We start from the raw sequence: 20,157 nt of genomic DNA, 5'->3' as shown, positions 1-20,157 counted from the left end.
GTTATTTTTAAATATTTCCGAACTATAAAAAATAGTTACTCTTACGATTTTTGCTATGTGATATGCATGTTTTCAATCAGAGCATGGTGTCATAATATTTTCAGATTCCTAATAATTATTTATACTCTATCTATTTTATTAATTTTCTAAGTTCCATTTTATTTAGCCAAGGTCTTCTTCTATGAAGCATTTTATGACAGTTAGAACAAACTAACGCAATATCTTCTACTCTTGTACTTTGTCCCTCTTCAAGTTCTGATACTGGAATTATATGATGCCCCTCTATGAAGTCTTCTCCTAATTCTCCATACTTTTCAAAGAAATCAAAGTCGCACACCTCACAAAAGAGCCTTCCATATTGTTCTTTGAAACGTTCTTTTGCCAACTTGATAATTTTAGGATTTCTTTCTCTAACAAGATGTGTTCTTAATTTTCTTTTTCCCTCTTCAAAACTCACATCATCTTCGATTAAACTAACATTATTTTTTTTAGGAGTAAAATCTCTTAAGCCCCAATAACCTTTTCCTTTTCCTTCTATTGAAAAGAACAAGTCACTTGCGTCTCCAGAATTACCTCTAAAAATTTCACAATCACTTGAATGTAAATATATCTGTTTTCTTATTTGTGATTTCCAGTCTACATAGGCTAATAAATCAATATGATTTCTTTCTTTAATCGTTAAATATATATCTTCAAGTATCCCACTACCACCGAGTTCTTTTAATGATTCAGTAATTTCATATAACCATATATTATCTTTAATAGACATTACCTTTACTTCTGAAAACACTTCATTAATTAAATTTACTTCATTCTTTAATATATTTATCGTATACTCTTTCCGAGTCTTCCCATCTAAACGTTGGTCAATGTATTTTCTTAGAGAAGGGTTATCAGTTGGTCTAAACCATTTCTTAAGATGATTTACAGTGGCTCTGCCGTCTGTCCAGGCAATTGCATTTTTATCAATATACATATAACCTTTCATACCTTGATAACCAATAAATTTACTTGGCGCTAGTAATTGCTCATCATGTATATAATACCATTGTTGGAAACTAGAAATTTGCTTGTATAGGCTATCAAATTGTTCAATATCACCTTCAAACTGCTTCATGTTTACTTTTACATCGTTTAATGAAGTTACTAAAGAAAAACGTGTATTAATATTGTCTGGGTCTACAGGCACTCTGTTATACCATAACTGTCTCAAATAATCAGCGTGCTCTTCTGCTACTAGATAATTAGTATTTTGCTTCAAGTGAAGAATCTTTAGATTCGCTAAATTTTCATTCCCTTTTAACTCTAAACGATTAATTCCATTTAATACATCTACTTCAAGAACTTTAAGTTCGACAGCTAAGTAAGCATTATTACTTACATCTTCATACCAATATCGAGCAGACTCATCATCATTAATATAATCCTGTGGTAGAGTAACAACCTTTGTTCTTGCAATAATTCCCCCACTACCTTTCCTATCACCATCCGAACGCCAAATAAAGACTTCATCATCTATTTTAATATGTTTTGCTAAATGTTCCTGTCGTATTGACCACAAAATAGTTTCATTTTCTAATATATATTCATCAATATTGAACCTTGTTGGATTCCCTTGAAATATCCATGTACTCATATAAACCCTCTTCTCTATACAAAGTTAAAATAATCACTTTCAATTGTTTTAATTATACCTTTAACTATTTCATATATTAACTTTTTTAACAGTCCCTTTAAAAAAATCAATTACTTGAACATCACTAATTATACTAATATATGGAGACTCTCGTTCTTATCCTCTTTGCCGATAACAACATTAGGAGTAAACTTAATTAAACAATGTCTTCACTACTATCTTCTAAATGCTTTAATTCACTGGTATTTAATAATCTGGGTGATGAGAAACTTTAGAAATTTTAGTATTGTTCACTTGCAATGCTGTCATAAACAAATAATAGTGGCTTGTAGCGATAAAAAAGTAATGAAATATTTTTCATACTTTCCATAGATATTTAAATTTTTTTTTATCTTAAATCGTGTAATCATTAAAACAAAATTTTCCTTGCTTCATAACGGTATAATCATCTTTAGCCTTATGTTTCATTCCCATAGCGTGACCAAACTCATGTAATGCTAATTTATTATAAATTAAATGACCACTAATCTATTGAAATGCATAGTGGTCTCTTTTGGGTCAATCTGCATTTGTTTAAATACAACTTCCATTCCATAGCTTATTGGCTCCAACTTTTTTTATGTCTAATATTGGACATAAAAAAACCTCCTAATCCAAATTGGAATCAGAAGGTTTATAATCAAAGTTCGTATGTAATTTACCCTAGTAGCAAAATAGGGATATTCAATAAGAGTTCAACTCCTATCAAACATCCCTAAGATTGTTTAAACATTGATTTAACAGCGTTTCTACTGCTAAAACTAAATATGGAGACGGCGGGAGTCGAACCAACTTCACCTAAAAATGCTATAACACCAATGTTAATAATAGTTTATAGCAACGATTGAAAATGTTTGACTACGTATTTGACTACGTTTCATAAAAAAATATACTGCGAGGGCAAGGTATTTTATTTTTTTGTTACAATTCAATCATTTGTATTAAAGTATCTAAATTAGATATGGCTACCTTGTCATTTTTCCTGCATCATTCATATTTGCAATCACAATTCCATTTACAAAGTTTCCTTTATTATCTACCGAAGGATTTAATATTGGTCTAAGATTGCGACTATACAAATCCTTCATGAAATTATCAAAATCTAAATCTGTATATAAAATATTTATTTCAAAGTCTTCTAATTCAATTCCTGCATCTTTCCAATTAGCTATTAGATATTTTAAATCAAAAGGATTGCTTATCAATATTGGCATACCATGTATTTTAAAAATACTTTCATCTTCTAACATTGTGATAAAACACAAAGGTGCATAAAAGTTTTTGAAATCGTTATGCTGTTTCCCGATCTGGTCATTATATCTAACCATTTCCGCACTTAAACATTCTACAATTTCCTCGTCAATTCTTTTCATTTTAATAACATCATCATAGACACCATATATATTACTTTTAGTTGTATAGCACCAAGTCTTCTTTTGAAAACCTTCATTAAAAGTTTTAACTAACTTTTTAGCTTCACTCTTGTTTAAGCGGTCTACTTTACCTCTAATTTTAGTATACCTAAAATCACCATTTTTTAAATTCATTTTCACACAATAATTAAATGAATTATTAGGGTAATTATAAGGGTTCCACATAGCTACAAAATTTCTTGCATGATTTATTTGATTTATCCCACCAATAAATGCTTGTGATTCCTGTAATTCTAATAGCCATCCTTCATAATCAAAGTTAACAAGGAAGTCATATTCTTCGAAAAGTTCAGCTTCTATAATCCCTAGAATCCTATCAATAGGTCTTCTACATTCATCATGTATAAATCCAATAATAGGTTCATCATCTAAATCATCTATTTCTACTATATAGGAATGATTCTGCGAAACACCCCGACTACAATGTAAGCATTTTAATGACCTATTACTTTTTGCTAGATGGATACATTTCGTTCTATAAGCTTTGACATAATCATCTTGTTCAATAAATTCCGTTTCATTGGCTTCTATAATAACCATCTCTTTTTGTAATAGATCTGGATTCTCTTCTAAAAAACGGTTCATACCCACAACAGTAGAAGTCCTACAAATAACTTTTAGTTCCCAATCTGCGCCTAGAACTAATCTATCCTCATTAATATAATTCAGTTTTTTATTACCATTATCATCAAATCTATGCAACTCGATTATAAAAATGGTGTTTTCATAGTCCGTTCTTTCATTCTCCGATTTATCAGTATTAATTATTATACTTGGAATAGAATTTAAAGATTGAGCTAGAATTACGTCCCTTCCCATAGGAAACTGTCCTTTAGTTTCAAATTGCAGATATTCTTCCAGGATTGATTTCTCACTATCGGCTCCCTCTTTATTTTCTATCATAAACGGCTCCCAGATTTTTTGAATTGAGTCTTTTGTAACACTCATTCTTTGGGAAGCTAAACTTAAACAAGATTTTATTGCAAGTGCCCAAAATTCTTCTGGTGCTTTATGGTTGATTTTATTAAGTATAGTCAGTAAAATTGCTCTTTCAAACTGCATCCCATCTTCAATATCTAATACTTGAATATATATCTTTGTTATTAAACTTTGATATTCTGAATCACTTATTGATTTTCCTCTTACATTTAGAAAAATCTCTTCAATGAGATTTTTAAATTTAGTATATGATTCTAATTCCGATTTTGTTAAGGGATTTTCTATAAATGTAGTAGGATTTAGTCTTACACTATCTAAAATCTTTCTCAAAGATTCTTTGACGGGTTTACTTGTATGCGAACTTGTAACTAAAACGTATTTGCAATCTTCTGCACCATTTATTGCAAAATCTTTAACAAATTGAAATATAGCTTTATAAAAATCCGTATCTTTACCATTAGTTAGCGAGACTGTTCTTTTCATTTGAAAATAAATTTTTTCATTATTAGTTGTAGTAACAACTAAATCATCTATTATATCTTCACTTTCAAATTCTACTTTCTTTATGTATGTTTCACATCCTAATTTAAAAGATATATTCAAGTCCATTTCAATTAACATATTGATTGTAACCCATGCAGAAACGCGTTGTTGAAAATCTATTCCTACGTTAGTCGGTTGAGTTGCCATTTAAATCCCCCTATATTTCCCATATTATTATAGTATATCATACCCACCCAGTGCCTAGGCAATTTCATACATTAGCAAAGTTTTATGTAGACCTCATTATATCCTCACCAAATTTCACTAAAATATAAAGGCGTAAAATTTTTTTTTGAAACGTATGCCCCTTAGGGATGTAGGAAGGAATCCTACATTACTATGTCCCAAACTTTGATATTATAGCTAGGTACCTCCACATTTCAGTCAAATTTCTATACCTTCATTCTCTCACCTTGCCTATAAAATACCTTAGTTGTACGTCAAATAAAGATGACATTTACTGTTTTATAATAATTTGTATCATTGTACAATCCAATGTTAAGAGCCATGTTGTCCTTCTTATAATAAGTATGAACGAGGGTAAAACATTACAATTAGGAAGGATTGGACAAGATGGAAAAGGAATATTTGACTGTACGGACACTAGCAGGGTTACTAGATATGAGCGAACAAACTGTATATAAGCTATTACGGGAAGGAATCATTCCAGGGCGTGTAAAGGTAGGTAAGTCTGTTCGTTTTAACAAAGAAGTTGTCATGGATTGGTTACAGCGTGGAGGGGATACAGATGAATAACCTCTATAGTTTTTCGCAAGCTACTGAGATACTAGGAGTTAGTTCACAAAGGCTTTTCGAACTTATAGCTGCTCCTAGAGTAGAGAAAGTAAACCAAAATAACCGTATCTACCTTACGAAAGAGGGCATACGAAAACTAGTACTGAGAGGTTATGTTTAATGATAACAGTAGAAAGGGTGAGTCGAATTTTAAATCACTTTAACATAGCGTTTACTGAAGGTGCAGTTTTGGGGTACTTACAGCGTGAGGTACTACAGAAAGCCCCACGTATTGATAGTAGCTACCATTCTCGCCATACCAAGTACAACTATAGCGTAGATAGAGAGTCCTTAGTAAAGCTGTTACAAGATAGTGGAGCTGAAGAAAAAGAAGTCAACTCAATTTTACCTGCTTAGAGGTATGTTCACTTACAGTTGTTTAAATATGACCACTCTTTAGTTAATCTTACTTGGGAGTGGTCTTACATAGATAAATTTCATATTAGCTATATCAGTGGATAAAAGAAAACACTTTAAACTCTTCCTGGCTTTTATCGGTCTAGTGCCTGCCGTCAAAAGGTGGAAGTCATCCCCAGATCTAAAACCGTCGCAGTAGCCTTTTGGCTAGGTGGCATGACAGAGTTATGTTGAATATACGTGGTAAAGCTGCACCTGGGCACGTTGAATGTCATGATAGATACCTCAGGATTAGTCCTAATATCTCCCATCCCCTTTATAGGGGGGTGGTATGTTTCCTCGAATTAGCACCTCAAAATCATTAAAATAATCTCATAAACAAACTATAAAAAAGAAATAAAGGGGCGAGGAACGAAGCCCACGAAGTGAGCGAAAGCGAACGGAGAATACAAATATGTTATAAAGTTTTCTACAAGTATTTCCTATTAATTCTCTTATATCAATATTATCCTTCACTCTAACTTATGAACGAAATCTAGTAGAGTTTTGTTATTAAAATATATCGCAACTATCCCCCACCATGTTTCGACAACTAAATCATAAAACATGTATGGGGGTATTTCTAATGGATTTAGAAGTGTTAAACGATTTGCAAAATATGATATCAACTACGATACAAAAAACTATTAATAACTATCAACCAAAGGAATGGATGAGCTTAAAAGAGGGAGCTTCATATGCTGGGGTTAGTTATAACACGTTCATCAAATTTAGAGAAATGGGTTTAGATGTGACTGAAATTTACGGTATAAAGCGGGTTTCAAAATCAGCGATAGATTCGTTTTTCCATCAACATAGTTTCTAAAGGTTTCTAAATACAAATACGGGGCAATAAAAAAGGAAATAAAATAATTTATAATTAAGCTATGACGATGATACTATCATATCATGGCTTAATATTATAAAATAGACTGAATGCTACGTATTATTTACTTAGCATTTTTCCTCATATATCTTGCCCTCACAAGAACCAGGGGGAAAAATAATGGCAAAGAAAAAGGTATCACCTGTTAAAAGCTATGTGCTAAAAAATGGTGAGAAACGATATGAGTTTCCAGTGTATTTAGGTATTGATTCGCTAACTGGTAAACAGAAGCGCACAATGAAACGTGGCTTTAAAACAATCAGAGAAGCTGAATTAGCATTAGCTCGTATTAAGCTGGATGTTGCGAACGGTACGTACCAACAAGAACGTGCTGAGACGTACGTGGAAATTTACGACCTATGGGTAAAGCAATATGAAAAGACTGTGGAAGAAAGCACTTATGTAAAAACAACTGGCGTCTTTAAAAATCATATTTTACCTGCGATGGGTGCTTATAAAATTGAAAAGATACATGTGGATGTATGTCAGAAGCATGTGGATGAATGGGCTTCGAAGTTAAAGAAGTTCCGTATGGTAAAAGCATATGCTGCTAAGGTCCTGGACTTTGCGATTAAACGTGGCTATATACAAACAAATCCGTTTGCACATGTAGATTTGCCCGCTAACATTTCTAAGAAGGCTATAGGAGCAGATGAAGATGAAGCAGAGAATTTCTACACACGAGAGCAACTTATTGAGTTCCTATCATGCTTAGAGCGTGAAAGTAACCACAAAGCGTATGCCCTATTCCGTTTACTCGCTTTCAGTGGAATGCGTAAGGGTGAAGCACTTGCACTTACATGGAATGACCTTAACTTCACAACAAACGAAATTCGCATTAATAAGGCTATTGCGAGAGGTAAAGATAATAAGCTATATGTAAAGTCTACAAAAACAGGTACTATACGTACAATAAAAATGGACGATAAAACGATGGCAGTATTAAAAGATTGGAAGAAGAAGCAGAAGCAAGATTATCTCATGCTAGGCTTTAATACCATGCAACCTAAACAGCTTGTATTTAGCAATGAACAAAATGATTACCTGCAACCTACAAAAACACGTAAGTGGATTTTACATGTTCAAAACAAATATAAATTGGACACAATTACAACACATGGTTTACGTCATACGCATTGTTCTTTGCTATTTGAAGCAGGTGCTAATTTAAAAGAAGTTCAAGTTCGCTTAGGTCATTCTGATGTAAAAACAACAATGGACATTTACACACATGTTACACAGAAAGCAAAAGAAGAAGCAGTTTTAAAGTTCTCTAGCTATTTGAACATGTAATGTTTTTGACTACGTTTTTGACTACGTTCGATTGATACTCAGTGAAACTAGATGATATAGACAAAAAGAAAAAACCCTTGAATACCAAGGGTTTTGACACTGTATGAAATCATATGATTTCGTAATATGGAGACGGCGGGATTTGAACCCGCGTCCAGAAACTCTAACACTTAAGCTTCTACGCGTGTATCTTACCTATTTGAAGTTTCGCGTAGCATTATGCCGATAAGCGGGCGTCCTGTACGCTAACTTGGAAATCTCTTGCTGACAGCTCAAGTGGCACTGCCAACCGTATCCCACTAAGAGTGAGCTCTACCTAGCCACATGGGTGATGGATAGATAAAGCAGATCCGAGCTTACGCTGCGAATGCTAAGTTGTTGTTTGTTTTGCCTGTTATTATAAGGTCCGTTTTTACAGAGCCGAGCCTCTGACGCGCAACTCAAGCTTAGACTATCCCTGTCGAATCCATAACGTCCCCGTTTATGGAATAATGTAAGCTTCGTTACATAGATAACTATACATCAAATTAGGTCAAAATTCAAGTGGTACGTCCTTCCACTATCCGGATAAAGAGGAAGCTTGTTAGCGTTGGGCATCCTTGAATGCTCGCTCGATGTCGCGTTTTGCTTCTTTTTTCTTTAATGTGTCGCGCTTGTCGTAATCCTTTTTCCCTTTACCGATGCCGATTAGGACCTTCGCGTAGCCATTCTTTAAGTACATTTTGAGCGGTACAATCGTGAAGCCCTCACGCTTTGTTTCGCCGATTAGCGAGCTGATTTGCTTCTTGTGCAGCAATAGCTTGCGAGAACGCAGCGGATCGTGGTTGAAGCGGTTACCCTGCTCGTAGGGACTGATGTGCATGTTGGAGATCCATGCCTCGTTGTTACGAATGCGAACAAATGCATCCTTTAGCTGCACCTTCCCGTTACGAATGGATTTGATCTCGGTCCCTTGTAGGACGATACCTGCCTCGATTGTTTCCTCGATAAAATAGTCATGATTGGCCTTCTTGTTTTGTGCTAGTGGCTTGTCGTCATGCTTCTTTGCCATTCTATTCACCCCTGTCTAAAGCTAGGTGGAGCGACCTGGGCCGCTCCCTCTTTATTTTTTCTTTGGTCGCTTGCGTTTTTGAGATTTCTTCGCAACGCCCTCGTAGAATTTCTTTTTCTGATTTGGTCCTTTTTTCGGTCCTGGCTGTGATTTGTCTTTTCTATCCTTGCCAGAGCCTTTTTTCGATGCATGGATGACCTTAGGACTTTCCTTACGCGTGCTGCGGCCAAACGCTTTCTTCATGCCGACAACCTCGAAGTCGATGGCAGCCTCTTCTGGCTTAACACCGGAAACCTTAACCGTCACCTCGTCACCGATACGGAACTGCTTACCAGAGCGCTCCCCGATCATCATCATTTGACGGTCGTCAAAGCGGTAGTAGTCGTCTGTCATGTTTGTCACATGGACAAGACCCTCAATCGTGTTTGGAAGCTCGATGAACATACCGAAGTTCGTAACCGAGCTCACGATACCTTCAAATTCCTCACCAATTTTATCTGCCATATATTGTGCTTTTTTCAGTGCATCCGTGTCACGCTCTGCATCTACTGCACGGCGCTCGCGTTTTGACGTATGCTCTGCGATGTCGTCGATGATCGCACCCCAATGGTTAACCGTTGCGGATGATACATCTCCATTCACTAAATACGTACGGATCAGACGGTGTACGATCAAGTCAGGGTAACGACGGATTGGAGAGGTGAAATGCGTATAGAACTCGGTCGATAAACCAAAGTGACCGAGACATTCTCCGTAATATTTTGCCTGCTGTAAAGAACGAAGCAGCATCGTCGAGATAACTGGCTCCTCTGGCATTCCCTCGATGCTTTCAATGATTTCTTGAAGTGCTTTCGGGTGAATGTCATTGCCTGTTCCTTTTACAACTAAGCCGAAGTTTGTCAGGAATCCGAAGAAGCGTTGAAGCTTTTCAGGCTTAGGGTCTTCATGGATACGGTAAATGAATGGCACATCCATCCATTTAAAGTGCTCTGCTACGGTTTCATTGGCAGCTAGCATGAATTCCTCGATCAGCTTCTCTGCCACCGTACGCTCACGAATAGCGACCTCTGTTGGCCAGCCATCGTCATCTACTAGAATTTTAGCCTCTGGGAAGTCGAAATCGATTGCTCCGCGTTCCTCACGTTTCTTTCTAAGCACTGCCGCAAGCTCTGCCATGTTCTCGAACATTGGCACAAGGTCCTTATAGCGCTCGATTAAATCCTCATCTTTTTCTTCTAAAATTTTATAAACGTCTGAGTACGTCATACGCTCTGTTGTACGGATCACACTTTGGAAAATCTCATGGGATGTTACCATACCAGAGCCGTTGATGATCATTTCACATGATAGTGTTAAACGATCGACCTGTGGGTTCAATGAACAAATACCATTCGATAGACGGTGTGGAATCATCGGAATAACACGGTCTGTTAAATACACACTCGTTCCGCGGTCATATGCCTCACGGTCAAGCGCTGATCCTTCTGTTACATAGTGGCTTACGTCAGCTATATGTACGCCAAGCTTATATGTACCGTCAGGCAGCTTCGTTACAGTAACTGCATCATCCAAGTCCTTTGCATCTGCTCCGTCAATCGTCACGATGACTTCATCACGAAGATCCCTGCGTCCCTCTAAATCACCTTCTGCGATTTGGTCAGGCACAGCCTCTGCTTGGTCGATTACCTCTTTCGGGAAGTCGATCGTGATGCCATGCTTGTAGATGATCGATAGAATATCTACGCCTGGATCATTTTTGTGACCAAGAATTTTCGTAACGATACCTGTTGCAGACTTTCTTTCATTCGGCCAGTCCGTGATTTCTACCACTACCTTGTGACCGTCTACCGCACCTAATGTGTCGCCTTTTGCGACAAATACGTCCATTGGCACTTTTTTGTCGTCTGGTATCACGAAGCCGAAGCCTTTATTGTCCTGGAACGTTCCGACAACTTGGGACATCCCGCGCTGCGTGATTTTGATGATCGTACCTTCTCTGCGGTCTCCGGATGATTCCTTCGATACGCGTACAAGCACCTTATCACCGTTTACTGCTCCGTTAATTTCCGTAGGGGGAATAAAAATATCATCCATTCCACTTTCTTCCGGTGTCACAAATCCAAACCCTTTTGCGTGGCCGATGAAGCTCCCGACGATTAAATTCATGCGAGATGGGACACCATAACGATTAGATCGTGAGCGTACAACTGCTCCAGCGTCCTCCATGGACACTAGTGTTTTGACTAGCTCCTTGAAGTCATCGGCCTCGGTCATATTAAAATGGTCCTCTAGCTCCTTCGTGGTCATTGGTTTATATTCTTCTGAATTCATTAATTCTAATAATTGTTCTTTCATATTTTCCATCTAAACATCCCTCCCTTTTCAGCGTGTGCGGAAATGGCCTATTTTACACATTCCAATCCAGCGATTCTAAAAAGTTTAATATATCTTCATGTAGCGTTTCCTTTTCTGGTCCTAGCGTAATGACGTGGCCAGATTCCTCGTACCAGTTCAGCTTTTTCTCTAGTGATTCTGACTGCTCGTAAATATAGTTCGCAGAGTTTATATCAATCACCGAGTCCTTTTTGCCCTGTGTCACGAGAAGCGGAGCATATATATGATCCACATGATCGCGGACCTCGTAGACGAATTCTCGCAGCTCGCCCAATGTCTGCATCGGGTTTTGGCGAATCTTCTCTACTTCTTCTTCTATTTGCTCGTCGCTTTTACCTTCATATTTCTTGTATTCCTTGGCATATTTTATGACGCCCTCGAACATAACGTCCGTCGTTTTCATTGTCATGGGAGAGCACATCGTTACGATTCCCTTTACAGGCACTGTATACCCCAATTTCAACGAAAATACGCCTCCAAGCGATAATCCGGCTACCGCAATCTCGTCATAGCCAGCTGCCTTTAAGCGGTCGTATGCCTTCATGACATCCTTCCACCAGTCTTTCGGACCTGTTTCGAGCAGCTCCTCTGGTGGCACACCGTGTCCCTTATAGTGCGGCGCAAGTGAGGTGTAGCCATTCTTTTCTAAAAAACGTCCCAGCATCCGCACGTCGGACGAATTGCCAGTAAATCCATGTAGTAACAATACCGCTCGCTTTCCAGCCTCAAAGAAGAACGGTTTTGGTGTTGTGATGCGCATTCCAATAAAACCTCCTGTTTCCATCAACACTGCTATTTTACTAGTATATACCTTTCCCTTATTAATTTTATCTTATGTATGCCCAAATATAAAAGAAAACGCCTAACCATTTGAAAGTATGGTTAGGCGTATACATTCGTTTTTTAAAATTTAGTAACAGCTATCGTTAATACGAAGAATAATACAGCAAGCACGATAGTCGCTCTATGTAAGATCAAATCCATACCACGAGCTTTCTGTTTTCCAAAGAGTTGTTCAGCTCCCCCGGAGATGGCTCCTGATAGCCCAGCACTTTTCCCTGATTGTAATAAAACTACTACGATCAAAGCAAGCGAGACGATGATTAATAATGTCATTAATAATGTATTCATTGTTACACCTCCCGATTAGAACATCACAACAATATAATTTTACCAAATTTAAATAGAACTGACAACAGTCTATCAATTTTAAAGTAGTTATCTAAATAATATCATATATTTTCTCATAATCTAGCGTTAAAATGAAATAAGAAAGATTTAATGGTTTATATTGTCAAATACATAGAGAATGGGAAAGATTAATCGTGAATAAAAAATTATTTGCAATGACAAGCAGCATCCTGTTAGCGTTAATCGCTACCGTGTATTGGTTTACGCTAAAGGAAGAAACGAGACTACCATCGGACAATTGGAGCAGAACCTTTTCCGTGGAAACTCCTTCAAACAATTATTCCAATTTTCAAGTTTTGAACGAGGAAAATGGTTATGTGATCACGCTTCGAAACTTCAAGGAGCAGGCCATTCTCTCCTGTGATTTAGATTTAATGTGTCAGGAAGCTCGCAGCCTCGCATTATCTAGCTCAAGCACGAATGTATGGAGCAACGAGGCGGAATCTTATTTTATTAAAAATTATACGTTAACGCATTTCACAGAGAGCGGCACGACAGAAATCGCGAACGATGTACAGAACTTCGTGAAATCCGGAGACACGCTTGTCTATTGGACAAAGGACCAGCAGCTGACCGTTTTGGATAACGGACAGGAGAAGTCTTACGAAGTGGCCGAGCCTATCTACGATGTAAAAATTATCGGGGATAACATATTGGCCATTACAAAGGAAAGCCAAGGAGATCGGTTCGCCGTCTATCATCTAGCAAACGAGCCGATTCAGCTGTTCCAGCTAATGAGTACAGCCAGTCTAGTATCCTCTATTCAAATGATCGAGCAGTCCCCAGGAGAATTCCTACTGCTCATGGATACAACCATGGTTTCAGGTGGTGCGAAGACAAAGGTCATCCAACAAGCTGCCTTTGACCTGTCGCCAAACCAAGCCATCCAGCTGTCGAAGGTATCGTTCCAGCACGAGGAGGACGGTCGCACACTAGATGATATTACGCACGCCACGCTGTTCCAGCAGGACGGACAAACGCTAATAGCCTTTACCGCAACCCGCGCAGGCAATAAAAACCAAGTATTCCTTGGTGAGCTAACAGGTGGAAAAGTGCTTGCCACCTCCTTAACTAAGGCAGGTACAAGATACGAGCGTCCAGTGATTCTCAATAAAGACGAGGTCGCTTTTCTAGAGATGAACGGCTCTCAAAGGGAATTAGTTTATGCCTCCTCCGAACCTAGTAAAATAGAGGAAAGTAAACAAATCGTGAAAGAGGACTTCAAGCAGGCAGCCTACACCCAGTTCAGCAAATCCTTTAACGGCTTAATGCTCGTTCTATTCGGCTTTGCCTGGATCATCCTAGCCTTTGCGATCTCGTATATAAGCACAGCGGTTTTAAATCGTTTTAGATTTGAAAGCACGTATACGCTTGGATTTATCATTCATGTCGTATCTTTGCTGGTATTACAGATCTTCTTCCTATATCGCTTCACGAAGGTCGAGACAACGATTGCGAACATCCCATTCATCACAGAAAGCTGGCAGTTCGTTGTTTTATTGGTAGCAGGAAGCTTACTATCGACCGTTCCATTACTTCTGGCCCGCTATAAGCCGGAAGAAGATGATTACACGTATATGGTTATATACGCGACCTTTATGAATCTAGCCGTCCTGTTTTTCTTGGTCGGGCCGTATATCTTTTAAATAAGAAAGAGAGCAGGAGTGGGTTCCTGCTCTCTTTTACTGCGGATAGGCTACTATGACCTCTCCATCCTTTGAAAGAGCCTGATAGGAAAAGGAATTCCATGTACCCTTCACGTCTAATAAAACAAATCTCTTTCCTGCGAGTTCAATAAAAGAAATATTCTTATATTCCTTTCCATTAGCCGTTATCACTAAATCATCAATGTGAGGATCTTCTATGGACATGAGAAGAATGTACCCATTTTCATATCCGCTTGCTTGCCAAGGAATGAGGTCATCTGTTTCTGAAAGAATCTCACCCACACTTGCTATAACCCCTCTTTGCCCGGAGTAATTAATCATCTTCCATGTACCCATCCAATTTTGCTTTAGCCTAGCGACGACCGTGATAGAATGCGGAATCCTATAAAACGCTAACCACTCACCATCTTGCTGTATAATACCGTAAACCTCTTCCACGCTCGACGACCAATTTTTCGTGTTCCGCAAGACATCTTCCTCCGTGGGATCCTGGCTCCAATTGTAAATAACATAAACGAGAAAGAAGGCAAATAAGGTACTCGCAATGAGAAGCTTTTTTATAGCTGTCACTCTCCAATTTACAACTCTAATTTGTTAAATAATACTAAATTAGCGTATGGAAGTATAGAAGAGATTTTTATGAGGAAAGTGGGAGAGGGATTCACGCCGTATCGGGACGGAAATTAAGCTTTCCGCAAGGTTCTATGCTCTTTGTGCAAGGTTCTGCTCCGTCTCCGCAAGGTTTCACTTCATCTCTGCAAGGTTCCGCTCCATCTCCGCAAGGTTCTCCAAGTTGCCGATGCATCCTCCCGTTCGCGCAACTCTTTGTCCCTTTACTGCAACACTTCGCTCCATTCGCGCAACACTTCCCCTATTTCCCGCAACTCTTTTATTTCCCGCAATACTTCCTCCCGTTCGCGCAACTCTTTGCCCCATTACTGCAACACTTCGCTCCTTTAGCGCAACACTTCTCCTATTTCCCGCAACACCCACGTTTCTTCCAAGCTTCTCTCACCCCCCTCTCCCAAAAATTCCCCACAAAAAAACTACTTAGCACAAGGTGCTAAGTAGTTTTCTTTCTACTAATCATTATTTTTTCAAGTTATAGAATGTATCTTTTCCTAGGTATTGAGCTGTGTTGTACAGTTGGTCCTCGATACGTAGAAGTTGGTTGTATTTTGCTACGCGGTCGGAGCGGGATGGTGCTCCTGTTTTGATTTGGCCAGCGTTTGTTGCTACTGCTAGGTCTGCGATTGTTACGTCTTCAGACTCTCCTGAACGATGGGAGATTACTGCTGTGTAGCCAGCGCGTTTTGCCATTTCGATTGCGTCGAATGTTTCTGTAAGTGTACCGATTTGGTTTACTTTCACAAGGATGGAGTTGCCTACGCCTTGCTCGATCCCTTGTGCTAGTTTTTTCGTGTTTGTTACGAATAGATCGTCTCCAACTAGCTGAACTTTTTTGCCGATTCTATCTGTTAGAAGCTTGTGGCCAGCCCAGTCGTTTTCGTCTAATCCGTCTTCGATTGAGATGATTGGATATTTATTGCTAAGCTCTTCGTACCAATCTACCATTTCCTCTGAAGTTTTCACTACGCCTTCTCCAGTCAGGTGGTATTTGCCGTCTTCTTTGTTGAATAACTCAGAAGCTGCAACGTCCATTGCAAGAAGGACTTCTTCACCTGGTTTGTAGCCAGCTTTTTCGATGGCAGTCATGATTGTAGAAAGAGCTTCTTCGTTTGATTTTAAGTTTGGTGCGAATCCGCCTTCGTCTCCAACAGCTGTGTTTAAGCCAGCATCTTTTAATACTGATTTTAGGCTGTGGAAGATTTCAGCGCCCATGCGTAGTGCGTGACGGAATGATTCCGCTCCTACTGGCATGATCATGAATTCTTGGATGTCTACGTTGTTGTCAGCATGCTCGCCGCCGTTTACGATATTCATCATCGGAACTGGAAGTTGCTTTGCGTTAAACCCGCCTAGGTATTGATATAAAGGTACATCTAAATAGTCTGCTGCAGCGTGTGCTACTGCGATAGAAACTCCTAGAATAGCGTTAGCTCCTAGGTTACCTTTGTTTTCTGTACCGTCTAGCTCGATCATGGCATGGTCGATTTCTACTTGGTCTAACACTGAGAAATTTTCTTCTAATTCTGCCGCGATTACGTTGTTCACGTTTTCTACCGCTTTTAATACACCTTTTCCAAGGTATCTTGATTTGTCGCCATCGCGAAGTTCTACTGCTTCGTATTCACCAGTAGATGCACCAGATGGTACGATTGCGCGGCCATATGCTCCGCTTTCTGTGAATACTTCTACTTCAACTGTTGGGTTCCCGCGTGAATCTAATACCTCACGAGCTTGAATTTGTGTAATAATTGGCATTTTCAACTCTCCGTTTCGATTAATGTTTTACCTGTCATTTCAGGCGGTGCTTCTATACCTAATAAGTGTAACATGGTTGGAGCCAAATCGGCTAAAATTCCATCTGTTCGAAGTTTTGCTCCTTTTTCGGTCACGATCACTGGAACAGGGTTGGTTGTATGAGCAGTCATCGGATTCCCCTCGAGGGTCGTTACCTCATCGGAATTCCCATGGTCTGCTGTGATGATGGCCTGGCCACCTTTTGCTAAAATAGCATCTACCACTTTGCCAAGGCATGTGTCCACTGCCTCGATTGCTTTTATAGTGGGCTCTAGCATACCGCTATGGCCTACCATATCTGGGTTAGCAAAGTTTAAGATGATTGCGTCGAATTTATCTAATGCAATTTCACCTAATAAAGCATCGGTTAGCTCGTAAGCACTCATTTCAGGCTTCAAATCATAGGTTGCCACTTTAGGAGAATTAATAAGAACTCGCTGTTCTCCAGGGAATGTCTCCTCACGGCCACCACTCATAAAGAAGGTCACATGTGGATACTTCTCCGTTTCGGCAATGCGAAGCTGTGTTTTATCACGAGCTGCCAGTACCTCACCGATCGTGTTCGATAAATCGACTGTTTCAAATACTACATCCGCGACCACGTCATCACTATAATGCGTGAATGTCACGAATTTAAGATTTTTCGGATGCTTCTCACTTAGTGGGAAGCTATCGAACGAAGGCGTGTTTAAGGCCATCGATAATTGGATTGCACGGTCTGGTCGGAAATTAAAGAAGATGACCGCATCATTCGTATCAATTGTCGTAGCCGGCTGTCCATTTTCCTCGATGACAAATGGGACAACAAATTCATCCGCAATATCTTCCTCGTACGAATTAAGAATCCCTTGCGTCGCGCTTTCCGCCGTTTTACCGACTCCATCAACCATTGCCTGATAAGCAAGGATGACACGCTCCCAGCGACGGTCACGGTCCATTGCGTAGTAGCGTCCACTAATAGAAGCAAACTTACCGATTCCGATTTCCTTCATTTGCTTCTCTGTTTCCGCTACATAAGCGACAGATGTACGTGGACCAACGTCACGACCATCTAAAAAGCCATGTACAAATACATCGTCAAGTCCTTGCGCCTTAGCTAGCTTCAACAAAGCAAATAGATGAGAATAATGACTATGAACACCGCCATCTGATAGTAAGCCCATTAAATGCAGCTTGCCACCTGTTTGCTTTACATGCTCAATTGCCGCTAACAGCTTTTGCTCGTTAAAGAATTCTCCATCTCGAATCGATTTATGGATGCGAGTAAGGTTTTGATAGACAATTCTTCCGGCACCGATATTTAAATGACCAACCTCTGAGTTACCCATTTGTCCATCGGGTAGACCAACTGCCTCACCAGAAGCGATCAGGGTTGCATTCGGAAACTGGTTCCAGTAGCGATCGAAGTTTGGTTTTTTTGCATGAAATACGGCATTACCATACGTTTCGGGTCTTAGCCCGAAGCCGTCTAAAATAATGAGTGCAACTGGACTTTTAGGCATTTGCACCAGCCTCCAGTAATTTCACAAACGAATCTACCTGTAGGCTTGCCCCGCCAACTAGTGCACCATCGATATCTTCCTTAGAAAGCAATTCCACGATATTTTCAGGCTTCACGCTGCCACCGTATTGGATACGCACTGCACTTGATACTTCTTCTCCAAAGCCATCTAAAATAGTCTCACGGATTGCACGACATACATCGTTTGCATCGTCAGCCGTAGCTGTCTTACCAGTTCCAATAGCCCAGATTGGCTCGTAGGCGATAATCGTGTTTTTCACTTGTTCCTCTGTTAAGCCTTCTAGAGCTGCGGTTGTTTGAGCGGAAACGATGCTTTCTGTTTCGTTGCTCTCACGCTGCTCCAATGACTCTCCAACACAGATGATTGGCGTTAAGTTATATTCGAAGGCTGCCTTCGCTTTTTTATTGACGGATTCATCGGTTTCATTGAAATATTGACGTCTTTCCGAGTGTCCAATCACGACATAGCTTACGCCGATATCTTGTAATTGGTGGCCGCTCACCTCACCAGTGAACGCGCCTTCTTTTTCCTCATGCATGTTTTGTGCACCGATGGAAATGAAGGACCCCTTCGTCTCGTTCACTAAAGCCTCTAGAAATATAGACGGAGCGCAGATGACGGCTTCTACATTCGTAGTGTCGATCTGTTTTTCTTTTAATTCGTTAGCAAATTGCTTTGCCTCTGAAAGTGTTTTGTACATTTTCCAGTTTCCTGCGATTACTTGTTTACGCATAATAAAATCTCCTCCAATTACTTATCGTTTAGTGCCGATACGCCTGGTAAGTCCTTACCTTCCATAAACTCTAAGGAAGCTCCTCCACCAGTTGAGATATGGTCCATTTTATCTGCTACATCAAATTTTTCTACTGCAGCGGCTGAATCTCCTCCGCCAATGATCGTATAGCCAGCAGTTTCTGCCATTGCAGTCGCAACACCCTTCGTTCCGTTTGCAAAAGCGTCCATTTCAAACACACCCATCGGTCCATTCCATATAATTAGCTTGCTGTCTTTAATGACTTGATCGTACAGCTTTACTGTTTCTGGTCCGATGTCCAAGCCCATCCAGTCAGAAGGAATTTGGTCTACCGGCACGACCTTCGTGTTGGCATCCTTTGAAAACTCATCCGCAACGACTACATCGATCGGCAAATAGAAGTTCACACCTTTTTCCTTCGCCTTTTCAAGGAAGGACTTCGCTAGGTCGATTTTGTCTTCCTCTAAAAGAGAGGTTCCAATTTCATGGCCTTGCGCCTTCGTGAACGTGTAAGACAATCCACCACCGATTAGGATATTGTCTACCTTGTCCAATAAATGATCGATGACACCGATTTTATCCTTTACTTTCGCTCCACCAATGATCGCCGTGAAAGGTCGTTCAGGTGTGGATAAAGCCTTTCCTAGCACATCTAATTCCTTTTGCATCAAGAATCCAGATACTGCAGGTAAAAGCTTCGCAATACCTTCTGTTGTGGCATGCGCACGGTGAGCTGCACCGAATGCGTCATTGACATACACATCTGCTAACGAAGCAAAAGCTTTTGCTAGCTCTGGATCATTTTTCTCTTCTCCAGCGTGGAAGCGTACATTTTCTAATAAAACAATATCTCCCTCATTCATTGCTGAGATCGCTTGTTCTACTTGTTCTCCAATTGATTCATCTAATTTAGTTACAGGCTTATTCAATAGCTTAGCTAAATGCTCGCCAACCTTTGTCAAACGTAGCTCTTCCTTTACTTCCCCTTTTGGGCGACCCATATGGCTTGCAAGAATCACTTTCGCTCCTTGCTCGATTAAATATTGGATCGTAGGTAGTGCTGCACGAATACGAGTATCATCTGTAATGGCACCGTCTTCTACTGGTACATTGAAGTCTACACGACAAAAGACGCGTTTCCCCTTTAACGTTACATCGCTCATTGTTTGTTTTTCCTTCATGAAATAAGCCTC

Annotated in this window: 17 protein-coding genes, 1 other RNA gene and 1 pseudogene; 6 read left to right on the top strand and 13 right to left on the bottom strand. The window is 39.6% G+C overall.

Annotated elements, in window-relative coordinates:
* Positions 1 to 130: 130 nt before the first annotated feature.
* From MKX96_RS19575 to MKX96_RS05825, 3 genes and pseudogenes are all read right to left on the bottom strand, one after another.
* Positions 131 to 769: an HNH endonuclease gene (locus tag MKX96_RS19575; RefSeq protein WP_445678211.1), complete on the bottom strand. Its 639-nt coding sequence runs from the start codon at positions 767 to 769 to the stop codon at positions 131 to 133.
* A gap of 447 nt (positions 770 to 1,216) precedes the next feature.
* Positions 1,217 to 1,636, bottom strand: a pseudogene (locus MKX96_RS19570) (EVE domain-containing protein); the annotation flags it as partial.
* A gap of 1,004 nt (positions 1,637 to 2,640) precedes the next feature.
* A complete protein-coding gene (locus MKX96_RS05825; protein ID WP_340882726.1) occupies positions 2,641 to 4,737 on the bottom strand; it encodes a hypothetical protein in 2,097 nt (698 codons plus the stop codon).
* Between the two features lie 426 nt (positions 4,738 to 5,163).
* Here MKX96_RS05825 and MKX96_RS05820 point away from each other — a divergent pair, with 426 nt between their 5' ends.
* The 5 genes from MKX96_RS05820 to MKX96_RS05800 all read left to right on the top strand — a co-directional run bounded on the left by MKX96_RS05820 (position 5,164) and on the right by MKX96_RS05800 (position 7,960).
* Positions 5,164 to 5,346, top strand: coding sequence for a helix-turn-helix transcriptional regulator (locus tag MKX96_RS05820; protein ID WP_340882725.1), 183 nt, complete (start codon positions 5,164 to 5,166; stop codon positions 5,344 to 5,346).
* The gene (locus MKX96_RS05815; protein ID WP_340882723.1) at positions 5,339 to 5,506 is read left to right on the top strand and encodes a hypothetical protein; all 168 of its coding nucleotides are present in this window, start codon (positions 5,339 to 5,341) and stop codon (positions 5,504 to 5,506) included. Before MKX96_RS05820 ends, MKX96_RS05815 begins: the two co-directional genes overlap by 8 nt.
* A complete protein-coding gene (locus MKX96_RS05810; protein WP_340882722.1) occupies positions 5,506 to 5,742 on the top strand; it encodes a hypothetical protein in 237 nt (78 codons plus the stop codon). The genes MKX96_RS05815 and MKX96_RS05810 overlap by 1 nt, the downstream gene beginning before the upstream one ends.
* A 625-nt stretch (positions 5,743 to 6,367) precedes the next feature.
* Positions 6,368 to 6,607 carry a DNA-binding protein gene (locus MKX96_RS05805; RefSeq protein WP_340882721.1) on the top strand — a complete coding sequence of 80 codons (240 nt, stop codon included), beginning with the start codon at positions 6,368 to 6,370 and terminating at the stop codon, positions 6,605 to 6,607.
* Positions 6,608 to 6,787: 180 nt separating this feature from the next.
* Complete coding sequence (locus MKX96_RS05800; RefSeq protein ID WP_340882720.1) at positions 6,788 to 7,960, top strand: site-specific integrase; 1,173 nt, start codon at positions 6,788 to 6,790, stop codon at positions 7,958 to 7,960.
* Positions 7,961 to 8,084: 124 nt separating this feature from the next.
* Here MKX96_RS05800 and ssrA read toward each other — a convergent pair.
* The 5 genes from ssrA to secG form a co-directional block, all read right to left on the bottom strand.
* Positions 8,085 to 8,439, bottom strand: a transfer-messenger RNA (tmRNA) gene (gene ssrA, locus MKX96_RS05795).
* Positions 8,440 to 8,543: 104 nt separating this feature from the next.
* A complete protein-coding gene (smpB, locus tag MKX96_RS05790) occupies positions 8,544 to 9,011 on the bottom strand; it encodes an SsrA-binding protein SmpB (RefSeq protein WP_169359955.1) in 468 nt (155 codons plus the stop codon).
* A 51-nt stretch (positions 9,012 to 9,062) separates the two neighbouring features.
* Positions 9,063 to 11,375: a ribonuclease R gene (gene rnr / locus MKX96_RS05785; protein WP_340882717.1), complete on the bottom strand. Its 2,313-nt coding sequence runs from the start codon at positions 11,373 to 11,375 to the stop codon at positions 9,063 to 9,065.
* Positions 11,376 to 11,418: 43 nt separating this feature from the next.
* Positions 11,419 to 12,165: an alpha/beta hydrolase gene (locus MKX96_RS05780; protein ID WP_298469003.1), complete on the bottom strand. Its 747-nt coding sequence runs from the start codon at positions 12,163 to 12,165 to the stop codon at positions 11,419 to 11,421.
* Positions 12,166 to 12,308: 143 nt separating this feature from the next.
* Positions 12,309 to 12,536, bottom strand: coding sequence for a preprotein translocase subunit SecG (gene secG, locus MKX96_RS05775; protein ID WP_169359958.1), 228 nt, complete (start codon positions 12,534 to 12,536; stop codon positions 12,309 to 12,311).
* Between the two features lie 194 nt (positions 12,537 to 12,730).
* Here secG and MKX96_RS05770 point away from each other — a divergent pair, with 194 nt between their 5' ends.
* Positions 12,731 to 14,242 (top strand): hypothetical protein, encoded by a 1,512-nt coding sequence (locus tag MKX96_RS05770; RefSeq protein ID WP_340882714.1) that lies wholly within the window; start codon positions 12,731 to 12,733, stop codon positions 14,240 to 14,242.
* Positions 14,243 to 14,278: 36 nt separating this feature from the next.
* Here MKX96_RS05770 and MKX96_RS05765 read toward each other — a convergent pair whose 3' ends face one another.
* From MKX96_RS05765 to MKX96_RS05745, 5 genes are all read right to left on the bottom strand, one after another.
* Positions 14,279 to 14,731: a hypothetical protein gene (locus MKX96_RS05765; protein ID WP_340882713.1), complete on the bottom strand. Its 453-nt coding sequence runs from the start codon at positions 14,729 to 14,731 to the stop codon at positions 14,279 to 14,281.
* A gap of 621 nt (positions 14,732 to 15,352) precedes the next feature.
* Complete coding sequence (gene eno, locus MKX96_RS05760) at positions 15,353 to 16,648, bottom strand: phosphopyruvate hydratase (RefSeq protein ID WP_169359692.1); 1,296 nt, start codon at positions 16,646 to 16,648, stop codon at positions 15,353 to 15,355.
* A gap of 2 nt (positions 16,649 to 16,650) precedes the next feature.
* Positions 16,651 to 18,189, bottom strand: a complete 1,539-nt coding sequence (gene gpmI, locus MKX96_RS05755; protein ID WP_340882712.1) for a 2,3-bisphosphoglycerate-independent phosphoglycerate mutase — start codon at positions 18,187 to 18,189, stop codon at positions 16,651 to 16,653.
* On the bottom strand, positions 18,182 to 18,943 hold the full coding sequence (gene tpiA, locus MKX96_RS05750; RefSeq protein WP_298469018.1) for a triose-phosphate isomerase: 762 nt from the start codon (positions 18,941 to 18,943) through the stop codon (positions 18,182 to 18,184). The genes gpmI and tpiA overlap by 8 nt, the downstream gene beginning before the upstream one ends.
* A gap of 17 nt (positions 18,944 to 18,960) precedes the next feature.
* Positions 18,961 to 20,127, bottom strand: a complete 1,167-nt coding sequence (locus tag MKX96_RS05745; RefSeq protein ID WP_445678210.1) for a phosphoglycerate kinase — start codon at positions 20,125 to 20,127, stop codon at positions 18,961 to 18,963.
* Positions 20,128 to 20,157: the final 30 nt, after the last annotated feature.

The sequence above is a fragment of the Psychrobacillus sp. FSL W7-1493 genome, from assembly GCF_038004905.1.
Taxonomy (GTDB): Bacteria; Bacillota; Bacilli; order Bacillales_A; family Planococcaceae; genus Psychrobacillus.
Note: the sequence above shows the minus strand (reverse complement) of the source record. Positions and strands in the feature narration are given on the sequence as shown.